The 16,668-nt window shown below is 72.4% G+C and carries 15 protein-coding genes; 12 read left to right on the top strand and 3 right to left on the bottom strand.

What is annotated here, in order from left to right; genetic code table 11:
* Positions 1-336: 336 nt before the first annotated feature.
* The 6 genes from pgeF to ADL05_RS28710 all read left to right on the top strand — a co-directional run bounded on the left by pgeF (position 337) and on the right by ADL05_RS28710 (position 6,102).
* Positions 337-1,056 (top strand): peptidoglycan editing factor PgeF, encoded by a 720-nt coding sequence (gene pgeF, locus ADL05_RS28735; RefSeq protein WP_053620152.1) that lies wholly within the window; start codon positions 337-339, stop codon positions 1,054-1,056.
* A gap of 191 nt (positions 1,057-1,247) precedes the next feature.
* A complete protein-coding gene (locus ADL05_RS28730) occupies positions 1,248-1,976 on the top strand; it encodes a YggS family pyridoxal phosphate-dependent enzyme (RefSeq protein ID WP_053620151.1) in 729 nt (242 codons plus the stop codon).
* A 135-nt stretch (positions 1,977-2,111) separates the two neighbouring features.
* A complete protein-coding gene (locus tag ADL05_RS28725) occupies positions 2,112-2,642 on the top strand; it encodes a cell division protein SepF (RefSeq protein ID WP_053620150.1) in 531 nt (176 codons plus the stop codon).
* A 39-nt stretch (positions 2,643-2,681) separates the two neighbouring features.
* Complete coding sequence (locus tag ADL05_RS28720) at positions 2,682-2,969, top strand: YggT family protein (RefSeq protein ID WP_053620149.1); 288 nt, start codon at positions 2,682-2,684, stop codon at positions 2,967-2,969.
* A 132-nt stretch (positions 2,970-3,101) separates the two neighbouring features.
* A complete protein-coding gene (locus ADL05_RS28715; protein ID WP_053620148.1) occupies positions 3,102-3,977 on the top strand; it encodes a DivIVA domain-containing protein in 876 nt (291 codons plus the stop codon).
* Between the two features lie 70 nt (positions 3,978-4,047).
* A complete protein-coding gene (locus tag ADL05_RS28710; RefSeq protein WP_053620147.1) occupies positions 4,048-6,102 on the top strand; it encodes a hypothetical protein in 2,055 nt (684 codons plus the stop codon).
* 93 nt (positions 6,103-6,195) lie between these two features.
* On the opposite strand, the gene ileS is transcribed toward ADL05_RS28710, so the two are convergent.
* Positions 6,196-9,396, bottom strand: coding sequence for an isoleucine--tRNA ligase (gene ileS / locus ADL05_RS28705; protein WP_053620146.1), 3,201 nt, complete (start codon positions 9,394-9,396; stop codon positions 6,196-6,198).
* A 365-nt stretch (positions 9,397-9,761) separates the two neighbouring features.
* On the opposite strand from ileS, the gene ADL05_RS28700 reads away from it, so the two are divergent.
* The 5 genes from ADL05_RS28700 (at position 9,762) to ADL05_RS28680 (ending at position 12,815) form a co-directional block, all read left to right on the top strand.
* Positions 9,762-10,022, top strand: a complete 261-nt coding sequence (locus ADL05_RS28700; protein WP_053620145.1) for a hypothetical protein — start codon at positions 9,762-9,764, stop codon at positions 10,020-10,022.
* 187 nt (positions 10,023-10,209) lie between these two features.
* A complete protein-coding gene (locus tag ADL05_RS28695) occupies positions 10,210-10,749 on the top strand; it encodes a GNAT family N-acetyltransferase (RefSeq protein WP_053620144.1) in 540 nt (179 codons plus the stop codon).
* Between the two features lie 121 nt (positions 10,750-10,870).
* Complete coding sequence (locus tag ADL05_RS28690) at positions 10,871-11,281, top strand: TraR/DksA C4-type zinc finger protein (protein ID WP_053620143.1); 411 nt, start codon at positions 10,871-10,873, stop codon at positions 11,279-11,281.
* Positions 11,282-11,310: 29 nt separating this feature from the next.
* The gene (lspA, locus tag ADL05_RS28685; protein WP_053620142.1) at positions 11,311-11,892 is read left to right on the top strand and encodes a signal peptidase II; all 582 of its coding nucleotides are present in this window, start codon (positions 11,311-11,313) and stop codon (positions 11,890-11,892) included.
* A complete protein-coding gene (locus ADL05_RS28680; RefSeq protein WP_053620141.1) occupies positions 11,889-12,815 on the top strand; it encodes an RluA family pseudouridine synthase in 927 nt (308 codons plus the stop codon). The genes lspA and ADL05_RS28680 overlap by 4 nt, the downstream gene beginning before the upstream one ends.
* An 81-nt stretch (positions 12,816-12,896) precedes the next feature.
* Here ADL05_RS28680 and ADL05_RS28675 read toward each other — a convergent pair whose 3' ends face one another.
* Positions 12,897-13,865, bottom strand: coding sequence for a DMT family transporter (locus ADL05_RS28675; RefSeq protein ID WP_053620140.1), 969 nt, complete (start codon positions 13,863-13,865; stop codon positions 12,897-12,899).
* Positions 13,866-13,938: 73 nt separating this feature from the next.
* On the opposite strand from ADL05_RS28675, the gene ADL05_RS28670 reads away from it, so the two are divergent.
* Positions 13,939-14,844: a LysR family transcriptional regulator gene (locus ADL05_RS28670; protein ID WP_053620139.1), complete on the top strand. Its 906-nt coding sequence runs from the start codon at positions 13,939-13,941 to the stop codon at positions 14,842-14,844.
* Positions 14,845-14,967: 123 nt separating this feature from the next.
* Here the strand turns inward: ADL05_RS28670 and ADL05_RS28665 are convergent, their stop codons facing one another.
* Positions 14,968-16,641: a thiamine pyrophosphate-dependent enzyme gene (locus ADL05_RS28665; RefSeq protein ID WP_053620138.1), complete on the bottom strand. Its 1,674-nt coding sequence runs from the start codon at positions 16,639-16,641 to the stop codon at positions 14,968-14,970.
* Positions 16,642-16,668 lie beyond the last annotated feature (27 nt).

Genomic DNA, 16,668 nt, shown 5'->3' with positions numbered 1-16,668 from the left:
CTCGGTCGAGGGTGGAAGCCCCGCCCCGCACGCAGTGCTCGGGGCGATGGCGGGTGACGGGCAGGTGGGGCTGGAGTCGGAGGCTCGCGGTTGAGGGTGGAAGCTCCACCCCTCGCGTAGCGCCCGGTGGGGCGATGGTGGGCGACGGGCAGGTAGGGCTGGAGCCGGAGGCTCGCGGTTGAGGGTGGTAGCCCCTCGCACGGAGTGCTCGGGGCGATGGTGGGCGACGGGCAGGTAGGGCTGGAGCCGGAGGCTCGCGGTTGAGGGTGGAAGCTCCACCCCTCGTGAAGCGCCCGGTGGGGCGATGGTGGGCGACGGGTGGGAAGGTGTGGACGGATGGGCGACGTCATCGATCTGGGGCACGGGGTCCGTGCCGCCGTCACCGAACGGAACGGGGGCGTCTCCGCGCCGCCGTTCGCGTCGCTGAACCTCGGCCTGGGCTCGGGGGACGAGCGGGCCCCCGTCCTGGAGAACCGGGAGCGGGCCGCCGCCCGCCTCGGCTTCGGGCCCGAACGCGTGGTGTGGATGAACCAGGTGCACAGCACCGACGTGCTCGTGGCCACCGAGCCCGGCGGCGTGGGGACCTGTGACGGCGTGGTGACCACCCGGCCGGACCTGGTCCTGGCGTCGCTGGCCGCCGACTGCCTGCCCGTCCTGGCAGCGGACGGGGCGGCCGGGGTCCTGGGCGCGGCCCACTCGGGGCGTCTGGGGACCGCCGGGGGCGTGGCCGCCCGCCTGGTGGAGGCGATGGTGGACCAGGGCGCCCGCCCGGACCGGATCCGGGTCCACCTGGGTCCGGCCATCTGCGGCACGTGCTACGAGGTTCCGCCCGAGGTGCAGGCCGAGACCGCCCGGGACACGCCCGAGGCGGCGTGCTCGACCCGCCAGGGCACCACCGGCGTCGACATGCGCGCCGCCGTCACCGCCCAGCTGCGCCGCGCGGGCGTCACCGAGATCTCCAGCGACGGCCGCTGCACCCTTGAGAGCCCCGAACTCTTCTCCCACCGGCGGGACGCGCCGACGGGCCGGTTCGCGTCCTTCGTCTGGCGCACCTGACGATCGCGCGGCCACTCCCGGCCACACCGGGGCCACCTCCGGCCATCCGACGGGTCTTGCCAGGACGGTCGGGAGCGGGGCGGTCCCGGTCTCGGGTAGAACGGTCCCGTGGCCCCCGCGTTCACACCATGCACACCAGACACCTCGTACATCAGGGAGTGCTCCGCCCCCGGAGCATGAGAAGGGACACCGTGTCACACGCCGACTCCGCACGTGTCGAACAGGTCCGGGCGAACCTCCGCGCGGCGCGGGCCAGGATCGAGGCCGCCTGCCTCAAGGCCGACCGGGACCCCTCCGAGGTGTCCCTGATCGCGGTCACCAAGACCCACCCCGCCAGTGACGTCCGGATTCTGGCCTCCCTCGGTGTGACCGACGTGGGCGAGAACCGCGACCAGGAGGCGGCGCCCAAGGCCGCCGAGACGGCGGACCTCGGTCTGACCTGGCACTTCGTGGGTCAGCTCCAGACCAACAAGGCGCGCTCGGTGGCCTCCTACGCCGACGTCGTGCACTCGGTGGACCGCGCCAAGCTGGCGCGGGCCCTGGGCGAGCGGGCCGAGGCGGCCGGGCGGCGGCTGACCTGCCTTGTCCAGGTCAACCTCGACGAGGACTCGCGGGCGGGCGTCATCGGTCCGCGCGGCGGTGTCGACCCCGCCGACGCGCTGGACCTGGCCGCGCGTGTGGAGGAACACGACGCGCTCACACTCGGCGGCGTGATGGCCGTGGCCCCGCTGGGCGGGGATCCCTCGGAGGCGTTCGCCCGGCTCAAAGGGGTCGCGGACCGCATCCGCGATCGCTACGCTCGGGCCACGATGGTGTCCGCGGGGATGAGCGCGGACCTGGAATCGGCGGTCGAGAGGGGGGCGACACACGTGCGCCTCGGCACGGCGTTGCTCGGCGACCGCGGGCCGATCGTGGGGTAATGTCCCCACATAGACCTTGGAGCCCGTCTGTGGAGTTCGCCCGAATGGGCGTCGATCCCGCTCACACGGGCCGGACGGGTGATGTTGAACAGTCGGCTGCGGTGTGAGGGCCGCGGGGACGACGGAGGACATGAGATGGCCGGCGCGATGCGCAAGATGGCGGTCTACCTCGGCCTCGTGGAGGACGACCGTTACGATCACCGTTATGCGGACGAATATGATGAGTTCGATGATTTCGACGAGGGCGCGGAGGTGCAGCAGCGTGACCGCGACGCCGAGCCTCCACGTGGCGAGGAAGTACGGGGCGGCGACGTGACGGACGCCGGCGACTACCTGGGTTCAGGTGACCGACGCGGTGGTACCACCATGACGGCCTCGACCGCGGACCTGGCGCGAATCACCACGCTCCACCCACGCACCTACAACGAGGCGCGTACTATCGGAGAGCATTTCCGGGAGGGCACGCCGGTGATCATGAACCTGACCGAGATGGTCGACAGCGACGCCAAGCGTCTCGTCGACTTCGCGGCTGGTCTGATCTTCGGTCTGCATGGCAGTATCGAACGCGTGACCAACAAGGTGTTCCTGCTGTCCCCGGCCAACGTCGAGGTGACCGCCGAAGACAAGGCGCGGATCGCCGAGCGAGGGTTCTTCAACCAGAGCTAGACCGTCACATCCGTCCAGAGATTGGGTCGAGGAACGACCGTGATTTACGTCCTGTCCGGGCTGCTCTTCGCGCTACAGCTCTTCCTGTTCGTGCTGATCGCGAGGGTGGTTCTGGAGATGGTCCAGTCCTTCTCCAGGGACTGGCGTCCGCGGGGGTTCGTTCTCGTGCTCGCCGAGATCGTGTACTCGATCACCGACCCGCCGCTGAGGTTCCTGCGCAGGTTCATCAAGCCCGTACGCCTGGGGAGCATCGCACTCGACCTGAGTGTGCTGGTCCTCTTCTTCGGTGTCTACATTCTGATGTTCCTCATCCGGGGCTTCATCTAGTCAGATGGAACCGGAGGTGACTCTTGTGCCTCGGGTTCCGATATGTGGTCTTGGTCATGATCTGGATTGCCGTAAGGTCACGATCAGGTAGCGTCCCTACGGACAGACTCCAAGCGCGCCAAGGAGACGAACATGCCGCTGACACCCGCCGATGTGCGGAACAAGCAGTTCAGTACAACCCGGCTTCGGCCGGGGTATGACGAGGAGGAGGTCGACGCCTTCCTCGACGAGGTCGAGTCCGAGCTCGACCGCCTGATCCAGGAGAACGAGGAACTGCGCGGCAAGCTGGCCGAGTGCCTGCGGGGCAAGGTCCCCAACGCCGGCATGCAGGACTTCCAGCAGCCCCAGGAGGCCGCTCCTGAGCCGCAGATGGAGCAGATGCGCCCCGAGCCGGTCCAGGCTCCCCAGGCCGTCGAGCCCCAGCAGCCGCAGCAGCAGATGCAGATGACCGGCGCCAACATGGCGATGGGCGGCGAGGAGAACATGGACACGGCCGCACGTGTCCTGGCCCTGGCCCAGCAGACCGCCGACCAGGCGATCTCCGACGCCCGCCGCGAGGCCGACGAGACCCTGGGCCGCGCCCGGCACGAGTCCGAGGACATCCTCGGCAAGGCTCGCCGCCAGGCCGACCAGATCATCGGCGAGGCCCGCGCGCGTTCGGAGAACCTGGACCGCGACGCCCAGGAGCGCCACCGCCAGGTCATGGGCAGCCTCGTGCAGCAGCGCGAGGAGCTGGAGCACAAGGTCAACGTGCTCAAGGACTTCGAGCGTGAGTACCGCAGCCGCCTGAAGGACTACTTCGAGCGCCAGCTGCGTGAGCTCAACGAGGAGGGCAAGCCCGCCGAGGCCAACCCGAACACCACGGGCGGCTTCCAGACGATGGCTCCCCCGACGGGCGGCACGCCCGCGCTGCAGCAGCACGGCCCCGGCGGCAACCCGTTCGGCCAGCCCGAGCCCGCGCAGCACGGTGGGTTCCACCCGGGTGAGGCCCCCCACGAGCGTCGTTGACCACCAGCGGCACGCGGCTCCGAACAACTGAACACTCCGGCTCCACATGTGTAAAGGCCCTGGTCGATCCGTGATCCTGAGCATCCTCGCCACCGTGGCGGTGCTGGCGGCCATCGCCACCATCGCGGCTGCCCTCCTCCTGGCCGAGACCACCCTGGTGTACTTCGCACTCGGGCTCGGCGGAATCAGCGTCCTGCTGCTCTTGGCGGCGCTGGTACAAGGCGGGATACGTGCGGCAGGACAGGATCGGACGCGCACCGGGACGGACGGTTTGGGGAAGTCGTCCGTCCCCGTCACCACGGCGGTGACGGCACCGGGAACACACCACGGGCCGGAGGACTCCGGGCGCGCGCCCGCACCGGCTCCCGAGCCGGTGCGGGACGGTGTTGTGTCGGAGCACGGAAGCACAGGATTCACACCGGTCACGGGGGACTGGCCGGAAACGGCCGCCGGGTCGCCTGACCCCGACCCGGGCCGCCCGCACGGACACCCGTCCGCCGACGAGGTCCGGACCGCCCCGGAACCGGAGCCCTTCGACCACCGGATCCCGCACCAGGGCCGGACCGAGGGCCACACCTGGGCGGCGGTGCCCGAGGAGCGCGACGCGGCACCGGAACCGGAGTCCCTGGACGCGGAGTCCTTCTCCGACTGGACCCCGACCCGGCCGGACGAACCGAGCGCGGCCGAGGGGGCGGAGGGCGACGAGGAGCGGGTGCTTCCCACCCCGCCCGGCGACGGCCCCGCCGTGGCCGTTCCGCCGACGGAACCCCAGGACGGTCCGGCCGACCACGCCGACGAGATCGGCGCCCCGGCCGAGGCGGACACCTTCGCGGCCTTCGCCGCGCGGGCCCGGAGCGGCGCCGCGGCGCCCGAGACCGGTGAGCCGGCGGACGACGAACCCGGCGCCGACCACGGCACCGCGGGGACGGCTCCCTCCGACCACGCGGACTCCGCCGCCGGTGAGACCGACGACGCGGACACCGTGGAGCCGCGCGACACCGTCCGCCACGAGGAGCCCTCCGCCCAGGAGGACGGCTTCGAGGACACCGAGCCCGACGACGGGCCCACCTTCCACTACCGCGTCCCCACCGCGGACGCCTCCGACGAGGCGGGTACGGCCGGGCCCGTGGTCCGTGAGGAGTCCGACGACGCGAGCGCGGAGGACACCCGGGCCGAGCGGGATGAGCTCGACGACGCGGCCACGGACGACACCCGGGCCGAGCACGGCGAGGCGCGCACGGACGAGACCGGGGCCCAGGCCCGCGACGAGTCCGACGACGCGGGCACGGACGACACCCAGGCCATGGTCCGCGACGAGCCCGACGGCGCACCGGCGCCGACCGGCACCGTCGGGGCGGACGCCGAGCCGACCGAGCACGTGTCCGAGTCCAAGCACGCGTCCGAGTCCGAGCACGGGTCCGGGACGGCCGGATCCGACGGGGCCGCCGAGCCCACCGATCCCTCGGACGCTGTGGCGGCCACCGCGGCGGACGCCGCGGACAGCGCGTCCGGCGACGAGGCCCCGGCCGCCGACGCGGTCGAGCCGGCCGGCTCCGGCACCGACGCTTCCCCCGCCTTCTCCTACCGGGTACCGGGCCCCGCCGACGACGCGGCGGAGCGCGGCGGGGACGGGGACCCGGCGGCGGAGACGCCCGCCGACCAGGGACCGCGCACACCCCCGGCGTCCCCCTACCGGATACCGAGCACGCGCACCCGGCCCGCCGAGGCCGTCGGCACCGACGACGGGGCGGAGCGCGCCGCGGACGGCGACGACGCGGCGGAGACGCCCGCCGACCAGGGCGCGCGCAGGCCGGTGGGGTCCCCGTACCGGATACCGGGCGCGGGCACCGGCACGAAGAGCGGGCCCGCCGATGCCGCGGACTCCTCCGAGGCCGACCCCGACGCGGACACGACGGCCGCCTTCTCCTACCGTGTGCCGGACACCGGCACCGACGGCGCCGCGGAGCCCCACGCGGACGGGGCCGCGGCGTTCACCTACCGCGCGTCGTCGGCGGACCGCGACGAGGACCCGTCCGCGTCCTACGCGGCCATCCCTGACCCCGACGACGAGCCCTCGTCCTCCGACGAGCCCTCGCGCAGGCAGGACCCGGACCAGGTCCCCTGACGCCGGCACCCGACCCGGACACAGCGCCCGGGCACACACCCCGGACACACGACGGGCGCCGCTCCCACCGGAGCGGCGCCCGTTCGCCGTCGGTCAGGCCCGGCGGAAGCCGAACGCCACACCGAACTCCTCCGAGGAGGCCGTGTGCAGGTCCCCGGCGATCTCACCGGCGACGAACGCGTCCGCCAGCACCTCGCCGGCGATGGCCTCGGAGTGCTCCACGAGCGCCTGCTCGGTACCCGGGTCCGTGGCCGACCACCACACGTGGATCCGGTCCGACACGTCCAGCCCGCTGTTCTTGCGCGCCTCCTGCAGCATGCGCACCATCTCGCGCGCCAGACCGGCGCGGCGCAGCTCCGGCGTCAGCTCCAGGTCCAGGGCGACGGTCTCACCGGACTCCGAGGCGACCGCCCAGCCCTCGCGGGGCTGCTCGGTGACCAGCAGCTCGTCGGCACTGACCTCCACCGGTTCGTCCTCCACCTGGACCCGGGCCCAGCCGCTGGCGCGGACCTGCTCCACCAGCAGGGCCGGATCGGCCGCCTGGACGGCCTTGGCCACCAGAGGCGTGCGCTTGGCGAACCGCTTGCCCAGCGAACGGAAGTTCGGCTTGACGATGTAGTCCACCAGGTCGCCGCCCACGGAGGACAGCGAGTCCAGCCGGGCCACGTTGAGCTCGTCGGAGATCTGCGCCCGTAGCTGCTCGGGCAGCTCGGCGAACCCCGGAGCGCCCACCAGGGCGCGCGCCAGCGGCTGCCGGGTGCGCATGGCCGAGTCGACCCGCGCCGAGCGCCCCAGCTCCACCAGGCGCCGCGTCAGCGCCATGTGGCCGGACAGCTCCGTGTCGACGAGCTCCTCGCGGACCTCGGGCCAGGACGCCAGGTGCACCGAGTCCGCCGCGTCCGGGCGGCGGATCGACGACCACACGTGGTCGGTCAGGAACGGCACGATCGGCGCCATCAGCAGCGTGACGGTCTCCAGCGCCTCGAACAGGGTCGCGAACGCCGACGCGCCCTCGGGGGTGCTCGCCCCGCCCCAGAACCGGCGGCGGGAGCGGCGCACGTACCAGTTGGACACGTCGTCGACGAACGCCGTCAGCCTGCGTCCGGCCGTGGTGGTGTCGAAGGCGTCCATGGCACTCGTGACGTCGCGGACGACCTCGTTGAGCTCCGAGAGCAGCCACCGGTCCAGCAGCGGGCGGTCCTGGGGCGCGGGGGCCTTCTCCAGCATGGAGTGGTCCCAGCCCTCGCCGGCGTTGGCGTACAGGGTGAAGAACGACACGGTGCTGTAGTAGGTGAGCAGCACCTTGCGGACGATCTCCTCCAGGGCGGCGTGGCCCACCCGGCGGGCGGTCCACGGCGAGCCGCTGGCCAGCATGAACCACCGCAGCGCGTCGGCGCCGTGCCGGTCCATCACCGGGATGGGCTCCATGACGTTGCCCAGGTGCTTGCTCATCTTGCGGCCGTCCTCGGCGAGGATGTGGCCGAGCACGACCACGTTCTCGAACGAGTTGCGGCCGAACACCAGGGTGCTGACGGCCAGCAGCGAGTAGAACCAGCCGCGGGTCTGGTCGATGGCCTCGGAGATGTACTGCGCGGGGAAGTTCTCCTGGAAGGTGTCCGCGTTCCGGTGCGGCGCGCCCCACTGGGCGAACGGCATGGACCCCGAGTCGAACCAGGCGTCGATGACCTCGGGCACCCGCCGGGCCACCCGCTGCTCCTCGGGCAGGGAGGGGTCGGCGTCCGGGTCGGGGATGACGATGTCGTCCACGTACGGGCGGTGCGGGTCCAGGTTCGACAGGTCCTGCCCGCTCAGGCGGCCCAGCTCCTCCAGGGAGCCCACGCAGATCTGGCGCCCGTCGGGGAACTCCCAGATCGGCAGCGGGGTGCCCCAGTAGCGGTTGCGGGACAGCGCCCAGTCGACGTTGCCGCGCAGCCACTCGCCGAAGCGGCCCTCCTTGACGTTCTCCGGCACCCAGTGGGTGACGTCGTTCTGCGCGATCAGCTCGTCCTTGACCGCCGTCGTGCGGATGTACCAGGACGGGAGCGCGTAGTACAGCAGGGCGGTGTGGCAGCGCCAGCAGTGCGGGTAGGAGTGCTCGTAGCTCTGGTGCCGGTAGAGCAGGCCGCGGTCCCTGAGGTCGCGGACCAGCGTCTTGTCGGCCGTCTTGAAGAAGACTCCGCCCACGAGGTCCAGGTCGGCCTCGAACGTGCCGTCGGCGCGGACCGGGTTGACCACCGGCAGGCCGTAGGCGCGGCACACCGCCATGTCGTCGGCACCGAAGGCGGGCGACTGGTGGACGAGGCCGGTGCCGTCCTCGACGGTCACGTAGTCGGCGAGCACGATGTAGTGCGCGGGCTCGTCGAAGTCCACCAGGTCGAAGGGCCGCTGGTAGTTCCAGCGCTCCATCTCGTCGCCCTCGAAGCTCTCCCCGGTGAGCTCCCAGCCCTCGCCGAGGACCTTCTCGAACAGCGGGCGGGCGACCAGCAGCCGCTCGTTGCCGTCGGTGGCCACCACGTACTCCACGTCCGGGTGCACCGCGACCGCGGTGTTGGACACCAGCGTCCAGGGGGTCGTGGTCCACACCAGCAGGGAGGTGGGGTGCTCGGGCGAGGCCAGCGGGCCGGAGGTCACCGGGAAGCGGACGTAGACCGACGGGTCGGTGACGGTCTCGTACCCCTGGGCGAGCTCGTGGTCGGACAGGGTGGTGCCGCAGCGCGGGCAGTACGGGCTGATCCGGTAGTCGCGGACCAGCAGGCCCTTGTCCCAGATCTGCTTGAGCGCCCACCAGACGGACTCCACGTACTGCGGGTCCATGGTGCGGTAGGCGTCGTCCATGTTGACCCAGTAGCCCATGCGCTCGGTCATCGCGGTGAACGCGTCGACGTTGCGCAGCACGGACTCGCGGCAGCGGTCGTTGAACTCGGCGATGCCGAAGGTCTCGATGTCCTTCTTGCCGGACAGGCCAAGTTCCTTCTCCACGGCGACCTCGACGGGCAGGCCGTGGCAGTCCCAGCCGGCCTTGCGGTCGACGTGGAAGCCGCGCATCGTGCGAAAGCGCGGGAAGACGTCCTTGAAGGCGCGTGCCTCGACGTGGTGGACGCCGGGCTGGCCGTTGGCCGTGGGCGGACCCTCGTAGAAGACCCAGTTGGGTCCGCCGCGGGTCTGGTCGAGCGAGCGCTCGAAGACGTTCTCCTTCGACCAGCGGCCGAGGATCTCGCGCTCCGTCGCTGGCAGGTCGATCTGCGCGGGCAGCTGGGGCAGCGCGCGGGATGCGGGCCGGGGGTCGTTGGCCACCGTCGTACCTTTCCATCAGGGGTGTTCCTGACGGAGGGACGAGGCCGGGGCCCCGCGGTACCACCCTCCTTGGATCCGTGCGCGGACCGACGGGCGGCCTGTCGCGGATCCCACTTCGTTGCGCTGTGCCGGTTCTACTGGGGCGCGCGGTGACGGCGGCCCGTTCCTCCGGCGGCTCCGGGGTGATCTTCGCGCTGGTCGTACCCCCGGGCTCCCACCGTCCCCGGGTCGCTGGGCCGGACCCGGCCCTCTAGGCTGTGGTCCGTCCGGTCGGGGCCAGCACTACTCGTCCCCATCGACACCATCTGGGAGCCAGGATAACGCAGCGCGGTGGAGCCACCGCGCCATTTCGGAGAGGGGCCGTCATGGCGGAGGGTTCGCGGGGCGCGGTCATGGTGACACTGCACGACCGCGAGGACGCCGTCGAGCTGGCCGAGCAGCTCCAGGAGCAGGGCTACGAGCCGTGCCGGGTGCACCGCGACATGCTCGCCGGGGAGGACGACGCCGAGGACGCGGACTGGGTGATCGAGGTGCTGACCGGCCCGCACGGCGGACCGGCGGTGTTCGACGAACCCCACCTGGGCGCGCTCGCCGAGGACTACGGCGGCTTCGCCGTCGCCGAGTAGGCGAGGCCTCCGGGCAGGTCCCGCGCCAGGTGGCGTGCGCCGCGCGCCCGATGCCGCGCGTCGCGCATTCCCTGTCGGCTTGCGGGGCGGGCCCGTACCGGGTGGCCCCGGTCCCGCGCCGTCTCCCGTGCTCCTCCCGCCCCTGGTGCCCCTTGTCGGCGGCCGGCGGGGGCGACAGGATGGCGCCATGAGGATTCGCCGAGCAGGGGTCGGGGACGCCGAGGCCGTCGCCGGCGTGCAGGTCCGTTCCTGGCGGGCCGCCTATCGCGGCATCATGCCGCAGAGCTTCCTGGACGGCATGGACACCGGGCGCCGGGCGGACCGCTGGGCGCGGTGGATCGGGGACGCGGAGGGGCCGCGGGAGGCGATGCTGGTCGCCGAGGAGGCCGGGAGCGTCGTGGCCTTCGCCAACTTCGGCCCGTTGGAGGACGCCCCGGACGTGCCGGAGGTCGCCGCCTTCTACTCCGTGCCCGAGGTGTGGGGCACCGGCGTCAACCAGCGCCTGATGGGCGCGGTCACCGACGCCCTCGCGGCGGGCGGGTACACCGAGGCGGTCCTGTGGGTGCTCTCGGCCAACGACCGGGCGCGCCGCTTCTACACCGCCCAGGGCTGGCGGTCCGGCGAGGCGGTCGAGCGGTGGGGGCCGATCAACGGCGTGTACGTGCACAGGGTCCGTTTCCACCGCCTCCTGGACGGGGCGGCGGCCGGTGGCGCTGCGCGGGGATGATTGCCATGCGGCCGCGGATTGCCTAAGCTTCCGGCACCATGCGCGGCACCGCCCGAGGGGGAGCCCTCGCAGCTCAGCGGGGGTACGGAACGGTGGCGCTCCGTTGTGGAGGGGGAGTGCGATGAAGGCCACGAAGATCGCCGGACTGCCGGTCGGGTCGGGCGAGGAGCCCTGGACGACCGACGAGATCTCCGAGGTGCGCGACCGTCTGGAGGCCGACGTCGCCACGGCGAGGGAGGAGATCCGCGAAGCCGAGGACGCCCTCGCCGAGCGGCTCACCGACCCCGTGGAGGGTGCCGGTGACGATCCCGCCGACACCGGGGCCAAGGCCTTCCAGCGCGAGCACGACCTGGCGTTGGCCTACAATACACGTGACCTGCTCGCCAAGAGCGAGCAGGCGATCGAACGAATGGACGCGGGAACCTACGGGGTCTGTGAGTCATGCGGCCGGGCCATCGGAAAGGCGCGCCTGCAGGCGTATCCACGGGCCACCCTGTGCGTGACCTGCAAACAGCGCGAGGAGCGTCGCTGACTGAGGTAGAGCCCTCTGGGGACCAGAACATGACCACGAACGACGACACGGGTGCGCGTCCGCGCAGGTTCGTGCTCCTGCTGCTCGTCGCTCTCACCGCGATCATCGTCGACCTCGCCACCAAGCAGTGGGTCCTGTCGACCTTCAGCGAGGGCGAGAGCGTCGACGTGATCGGCAGCTTCCTCCAGTTCACCCTGGTGTTCAACACCGGCGCGGCGTTCTCGCTCGGCACCGGCTACACCTGGGTGTTCACCATCATCGCCAGTTGCGTGGTCCTCGCCATCGCCTACATCGGCCGACGCGTGCGCAGCGTGTGGTGGGCCGTGACGCTCGGACTGATGATGGGCGGCGCCGCGGGCAACCTCGTCGACCGCTTCTTCCGCGACCCGGCCCCGTTCCACGGGGCGGTCGTGGACTTCATCCGGCTGCCGAACTACCCCGTGTTCAACATCGCCGACTCCTGCGTGGTGGTCGGCGCGATCCTCGTCGTGGTGCTGACCTTCAAGGGCCTGGGCATGGACGGTGCGATCGTCGAGGACACGCGGGAGACGAAGAAGACCAGGAAGGGCCGGGGCGGCCCGGACGACTCCACCGAAGGGAAGGGCCAGTGAGCGACACGCGTAGCCTGCCCGTGCCCGACGGGTTGGAGGGCGACCGGCTCGACGCGGCGATCGCCCGGCTGTTCGGGCTCTCGCGGACCCGCGCCGCCGAGCTGATCGTGGACGGCAGCGTCCTGGTGGACGGGTCCGAGGCGGGCAAGTCCGACCGCGTGCAGGCGGGCGCCTGGCTGGAGATCACCCTCCCGCCGCCGCCCACCGCGCCGGTGCCCCGGGCCGAGGCCGTCCCGGGCATGAAGATCGTGCACGAGGACACCGACATCATCGTGGTGGACAAGCCGGTCGGGGTGGTCGCCCACCCCACGGTCGGCTGGACCGGGCCGAGCGTCCTGGAAGGACTGCTGGCCTCCGGCGTGCAGCTGGCCACCAGCGGGGCCGCCGAGCGCCAGGGGATCGTGCACCGGCTGGACGCCAACACCACCGGCCTGATGGTCGTGGCCAAGAGCGAGACCGCCTACAGCGTCCTCAAGCGGGCGTTCAAGGAGCGCACGGTCGACAAGCGCTACCACACGCTCGTCCAGGGCCACCCGGATCCGCTCCGGGGGACCGTGGACGCGCCGATCGACCGGCACCCGGCCGGTGACGGGCGCTGGGCCGTGGTCGCGGGCGGGCGCCCCTCGGTGACGCACTACGACACGCAGGAGGCCTTCCGGGCCGCCAGCCTGTTGGAGATCAAGCTGGAGACCGGGCGCACCCACCAGATCCGGGTGCACATGGCGGCGCTGCGGCACCCGTGCGTGGGTGACCTGCTGTACGGCGCCGACCCCACCCTGGCCGAGCGCCTGGGCGTGCGGCGCCAGTGGCTGCACGCCGTGCGGCTGGGCTTCGACCACCCCACCGAGCACCGCCCGGTGGAGTTCTCCAGCACCTACCCCGAGGACCTCGCCACCGCGATCGACGGACTGCGCGAGGACTGACCGCCGACCTCGCCGCCGGGGCGTCCGGGTTCGCCCCGGGCGCCCCGACGCGTGTCCGGCCCTCCCCGGCCGCGGCGCGGATCAGTGGTCGGCCACCGGTCTGGCGGGCCTGACCCGCAGCAGGCCCTGGCACAGGGCGGCGCCCACGATGATCACGACGGCGCCCAGAGGCTGGTTCCAGGCCAGGGTCTCTCCCATGAGGACCACACCCGCGACGACCGCGACCAGGGGCACCACGTAGGTCACCGTCGTGGCGACCGTCGCCCCGGCGGCGCGCACGATCGCGTACTGCAGGATGTAGGCGGCCCCCGTGCCCAGGGAGCCGAGGAGGACCACCGAGACCACCACCTGCCACGTCACCCCCGTGGGCACCCCGTCCAGCACCGGCGCCAGGAGCACCAGCGGCGCCGCGCCCAGCAGGAGCTGGAGCGTGCTCAGCTCCAGGGCGCCGTGCGGGCTGCCCGCGACGAAGCGGCGCAGGTAGGGCGTTCCGATCCCGTAGCAGGCGGTCGCGCCGACGACGAACAGCATGCCGAGCTGGGCGTCGCGGTCGCTCACGGCGACCTCGCCCAGGGAGTTCCACACGCCGAGTACGGTCAGCACGCCCAGGAAGCCGACGCCCAGGCCGAGGATCCGGTTCAGGTCGGGGCGCTCGTCGCTGAGCAGCAGCATCGAGAACACCACGGCGAACAGCGGTGTCGAGGCGTTGACGATCCCCATCAGCGCGGACGGGATGAGCTGGGCCGCGTAGCCGAACAGGGTGAAGGGGATCGTGTTGAGCAGCAGCGCCGTCACGAACAGGTGCCACCACAGGCGCGGCGAGCGCGGCACGCGTCCGCCGCGCAGGGCCAGGACGGCCAGCAGGGGGAGGCCGCCGCAGAGCATCCTGCCCAGGGACAGCTGTAGCGGGGTCAGCGCCTGTGCTCCGACCTTGATGAACAGGAAGCTCAGCCCCCAGATCAGGGCCAGCAGGACGAACTTGGCGCGCCAGTCGGACAGGATCCGGGAGGCGGTGCCGGGCGAGGCCCCGGACGGAGCGAGAACGGACATGGTCTGGTTCTACCGTGGTCCCATGTCTTAGGTCTACTTCGCTTTTCTTAAGGCACCAGTTAGCATCCCTTACATGCTCAGTGTCGACCGCCTCCGCGTCCTCCACGCCATCGCCGTGCACGGGTCCCTCAGTGCCGCGGCCCAGGCGCTCCACGTCACCAACTCGGCCGTGTCCCAGCAGCTCACCAAGCTCGAACGCGAGACCGGCCAGCCCCTCGTCGAACGCAACGGCCGGGGCGTGCGCCTCACCGACGCCGCCGAACTCCTGGTCGAGCACACCGCGCGCATCCTGTCGATGGTCCAGCGCGCCGAGGCCGAACTGGAGGCCCACCGCGACGACGTCACCGGCCACCTGCGCCTGTCCGGCACCCCCACCGCCGTGCGCGGCCTGCTTCCGCACGCGCTCAACGCCCTGAACGAGGCCCATCCCGGGCTGCGCCTGGAACTGCACGAGGAGGAACCGCACGAGAGCCTCCCGGCCATGGTCCGCGGCGACGCCGACCTGGCGATGATCATCGACTGGGTCGGCTCGCCGCTGGAGCTGCCCCCGGGCATGAGCCGCGCCTCGCTCATGGAGGACATCGGTGACATCGCGCTGCCCGCCGACCACCCCCTGGCCCACCGCGAGCTGCTGGAGATCGACGAGATCCTCACCCTGCCCTGGATCAGCTGGTCCAAGGCCTCGATCTGCAACGACTGGCTCCACGACATGATCCGCTCCCGCGGCGCCGAACCGCGGATCGTGCACAACGTCGAGGAGCACCAGACCAAGCTCGCGCTCATCGCCGCGGGGATCGGCGCCGCCGTCATGCCCAGGCTGGGCCGTGGGGCCGTGCCCGAGGGAGTACGCGTCGTCCCCGTCCAGCCCGCGCTGGTGCGCCAGGTCTACGTGTTCTGGCGCACCGACGCCTCACGCCGCCCCGCGATCCGCGCCACCGTCCGCGCGCTGCGCGAGGCCGCCGCCACCTACACCGAGTGAGGCGCGCCGCGGCCGCCCCGGTCGGCCCGGGACGGCCGCGCGCCTACTCGGACCCGGCGCCCGGCCGGTCAGGGGCAGCGTCCGCCGTGGAGGACGCGATCCTTCGGCCGGGAGCCTTCGGCCCTACTCGGACAGCAGACCGGTCAGGGTGGCGGACGGACTGATGACGTCCGGGTCGGTGCGCACGTCCACCAGGGTCGGCAGATCGGCGTCCACCGCCTCCACCAGCGCCTTCTCCAGTTCCGCGCGCGTGTGCGCCGTCGCCCCCCGCGCGCCCAGCGACCGCGCGAACCCGGCCAGGTCCAGCGGCCCGCTGATCCGCGTACCGGCGATCCGGCCCATCTCACGCGCCTGGTGCATCGCGATCGTGCCGTACAGGCCGTTCTGGAACACGACCACGGTGATCGGAGCGCCCTCGCGCACGGCCGTCTCCAGCTCCTGGCCGGTCATCATCGCCCCGCCGTCACCGGCCACCGCGACCACCGTGCGCTCCGGCGCGGCGATCTTGGCCGCCACCGCCGCGGGCACGGCGTAGCCCATGGCCCCGCTGGTCGGAGCCAACTGGGTCCGGGGATGGCGGAACCACCAGCCCCGGTGCAGGAAGCTCGCGAAGTTGCCCGCGTCATTGGTGATGAGGGCGTCCTCGGGCAGGGCCTCACGCATGCCCTCCACCACCGACCACGGGTGCAGGCCCGGACCGAGGTGGTCGGCGGCCTCGGGCGGGACCGTGGACGCGTCCACCCACGCCCGCCGGGCCGCGCTCCAGTCGCGGTGGGGCGCTCGGACCGGGGACGCGGCCAGAGCGCGCAGGGCCGCGGCCGCGTCGGCGACCGCGCCGAACCACAGGTCGGTGGTGGCGCCCACCTGGCCCGGGTCGATGTCGATCTGCGCCACCTTCGTGCGGGCGCCGCCCCGCGGCAGGGTGAAGCCCTGCGTGGTGGTCTCGCTCAACCGGCAGCCGACCGCCAGGACGGCGTCGGCGTCGCGCAGCGCCGCCAAGGTCTGTGGCGGACACCCCAGCCCCAGATGTCCCAGGTAGAGCGGGTGGTCGTTGGGGAAGACGTCCTGGCGCCGCCACGCCGCGTAGACCCCGGCACTGAACCGCTCTGCGACGGCGACCAGGTCCTCCCTGGCCGCGCGGGCGCCGCCGCCCGCGATGATCACCGGGCGGGCCGCGCGGGCCAGCAGGCCGGCCAGCCGGTCGCGGTCGCCTTCTGAGAGCGGGGGACGGGGCACCTGGAAGGGCACGGGCGGATCCTGGCGGCCCACCCGCTGCCCGAACAGGTCGCCGGGCACCGCGACGGCCACGGGTCCGGGCCGCCCGCTCGTCGCGATCCGGATCGCCTTCGCGGTGACCTCCGCCAACCGGTCGGCGCGGTGCACGGTCGTGGACCACTTGGTGATCGGCGCGTAGAACGCGGTGAGGTCGACCTCCTGGAAGGCCTCGCGGCCGAGCCGCTCGGTCTCGGCCTGGCCGAGGAAGACGACCATCGGCGTGGAGTCCTGCATGGCCGTGTGCACGCCCACGGCGAGGTTGGCCGCGCCGGGGCCCCGCGTGGCCGCGGCCACCGCCGGTATCCCGGTGAGTTTGGCGTCGGCCTCGGCCATGAACCCGGCGCCGTTCTCGTGGCGGGTGGAGACCAGGGACATCCCGGGGTGCCGGTCGATGGCGTCGGCGAGCTCCAGGAAGCTCTCTCCGGGAACGGTGTAGCACCGTCGGATCCCGGCGGCGGCCAGGACCTCCACGGCCGCGTGCGCGGCGGTGTCGGCGGGGGGTTGGCGGCGGTCAGGGGTCATGGGGCGGGGTCCTTCCGTCGTTGCAAG

It is taken from the genome of Nocardiopsis sp. NRRL B-16309 (genome assembly GCF_001279585.1).
Lineage (GTDB): Bacteria > Actinomycetota > Actinomycetes > Streptosporangiales > Streptosporangiaceae > Nocardiopsis.
The sequence above is the reverse complement of the archived record's forward strand: the minus strand, read 5'-3'. Positions and strand labels throughout refer to the sequence as shown.